The following is a 2,234-nucleotide window of genomic DNA, read 5'->3' as shown; positions in this document are numbered from 1 at the left end:
GATGGCGGTGAGGGAGTCGAAGCCGAGGGTTTTGAAGGTGTTGGTGGGGTGGATGGTGGTGGTGTCGGTGTGGCCGAGGACGGTGGCGACGGCGGTGAGTACGCGTTGTTGGACGTGGTGTCGGTGTTGGTGTTCGGGGAGTGTGGCGAGTTGTTCGCGTAGTCCGTTGTGGACGGTGGTGGTGGTGCTGGTTGTGGCGGGGAGGAGTCGGTGGAGGATGGGTGGTGTGGTGGTTCGGTCGAGGCCGGTGGTGGTGAGGGTGGCGGCGCAGTAGTGGGCCGCGGGTGCGGTGACGGCGGTGTCGAAGTGCCGCAGGGCGGTGGCGATGGGCAACGGTCGGATGCCGAGGGTTGCGAATCGCGCGGTGTCGGGCGGTCAGGGGTAGGTGTCGGGTGAGTTGGTGGAGGTGCCAGGCGGCGTCGGCTTTGGGTGCGAGGACGTCCGCGCAGTGTTGTGGCGTCAGGTTGGTGGTGGTGGCGTCGTGCAGGACGGCCGCGCTGTGCACGATTCCCTGCAGGGGGTGCTTTTCGGGGATTTCGGCGAGCAGGGCCGCGAGTTGGTCGCGGTCGCCCACGTCGCAGGCTCGGATGTCGACTTCTGCGCCGAGTGCGGTCAGTTCCTCGATCAGGTCGTCGATGCCGGGTGTGTCGGGGCCTCGACGGCTGGTGAGCAGCAGGCGGCGCACGCCGTGTTCGGTGACGAGGTGGCGGGCGGTGAGGGCGCCGAGGCCGGTGGTGCCGCCGGTGATCAGCACGGTGCCGTCGGAGGTCGGGTGCGTGGCCGTCGAGTGCGACCGCTCCGGTGGTGACCACGGCCAGTCGGGTGTGGACGAGTTGGTCGTGGCGCAGCCAGTCCTGGAGCACGACGAGCACGCGGCCCACGGTCTCGCGGACCCCTGCGGGAACATCCCCTTCGGGCGGGGAAACCGGGTAGACCACCCACTCCGGGACGATCGCCCCGGCGTCCACGTCGGTCACCAGGTCTGCCAGGGTGGCGTACTGACGAACCCCGGGACCGGAGATGTCCAGGGTTTCCGGTCCGAGTACGGCGATGGTCGACGGGATGCCGGCCGGGACTGCGGCGTCGGTCCACTCGACGGTGTACATGGGGTCGGCGCTCGTGCGGGCCGCCTCCAGCTGGCTGCGCGTCACCGGACGTCCGGCCACCGCGCCCACCGACAGGACGAGGCGGCCGTCGGTGTCAGTCGCGGTCATGCTTGTGCTGTGGGGACCGTCAGTCGGAGTCAGCGTGACGCGGAGCGTGTCGGCGGCGGTGGGACGCAGTCGCACGCCGGACCAGGTGAACGGCAGGACCACTTCGTCCCCGGTGTCGGTGAGCGCGGCGTGGAAGGCCGCGTCGATCGTGGCTGGGTGGACGGTGAACCCCGGCTCGGCGACGGGGGAGAGTTCGGCGTAGAGGGTGTCGCCGCGCTGCCAGGCCGCACGGAGGCCTTGGAACACCGGTCCGTAGCCGAAGCCCCGCTGCCCGAGGGCGGCGTAGAAGCCGTCCAGCGGCACTGGGCTCGCGCCCTTCGGCGGCCATGCCCGATCAACCGACGCGACCGGCTCCACGTCTGCGGCCAGCGCACCCGAGGCGTGCTGGACCCATTCGCCGGAGTCACCGCGCGAGTGGAGGGTGAACGGGAGCTGTCCGCTGTCGTCGGGTTGGTCGATCCGGAGCTGCACGGTGACGGGCGTGTCGTCGGTGAGGACCAGCGGCGCGTGCAAGGTGAGTTCGTGGACGACGGGACATCCGGCGGAGGCTCCGGTGGTGGCGGCGAGTTCGACGAAGGTGGCTCCGGCGACAACGACTTGGCCGAAGACGGAGTGATCGGCCATCCACGGGTGGTCGGCCAACGACCAACGTCCGGTGAACACCCGCCCGCCGCCCGCCATGTCGATGACGCCTGCCAGCAGCGGGTGGTCCACTGTGGTCAGACCGGTCGTGCTGCGGTGTGGGCGAGGGCGATCGAGGTCACCAGTCGGCGGATGTCGCCCTGGTCGCGTTGCAGGGTGGGGACGACGGCGGTGTCGTGTCCGGTGTCGGTGATTGTTTCGGCGGTGCCGAGGGCGAGGACGGGGTGGGTGGAGACTTCGACGAGGATGTCGTGTCCGTCGGTGAGCATCGTGGTGAGGGCGGTGTGGAAGCGGACGGGGTCGCGCAGGTTGCGGTACCAGTAGCCCGCGTCCATGCGGGTGGTGTCGTGTGGTCCGCCGGTCACGGTGGAGTACACC

2 protein-coding genes and 2 pseudogenes are annotated in these 2,234 nt (G+C 70.1%); all 4 read right to left on the bottom strand.

Annotated features, from left to right (window positions below; all coding sequences use genetic code 11):
* Positions 1 to 333, bottom strand: a 333-nt coding sequence (locus OQ02_RS46495) for an acyl carrier protein (RefSeq protein WP_231500444.1), incomplete at its 3' end; no start/stop codon positions are given.
* A 43-nt stretch (positions 334 to 376) separates the two neighbouring features.
* A pseudogene (locus OQ02_RS47440) lies at positions 377 to 763 on the bottom strand (SDR family NAD(P)-dependent oxidoreductase); the annotation flags it as partial.
* 382 nt (positions 764 to 1,145) lie between these two features.
* Positions 1,146 to 1,928: pseudogene (locus OQ02_RS47435) on the bottom strand (polyketide synthase dehydratase domain-containing protein); the annotation flags it as partial.
* A gap of 5 nt (positions 1,929 to 1,933) precedes the next feature.
* The coding region (locus OQ02_RS39070) for an acyltransferase domain-containing protein (RefSeq protein WP_033443731.1) at positions 1,934 to 2,234 on the bottom strand (301 nt) is incomplete at its 5' end.

The organism is Saccharothrix sp. NRRL B-16314, from assembly GCF_000716595.1.
Classification (GTDB): Bacteria; Actinomycetota; Actinomycetes; order Mycobacteriales; family Pseudonocardiaceae; genus Actinosynnema.
The sequence above is the reverse complement of the archived record's forward strand: the minus strand, read 5'-3'. Positions and strand labels throughout refer to the sequence as shown.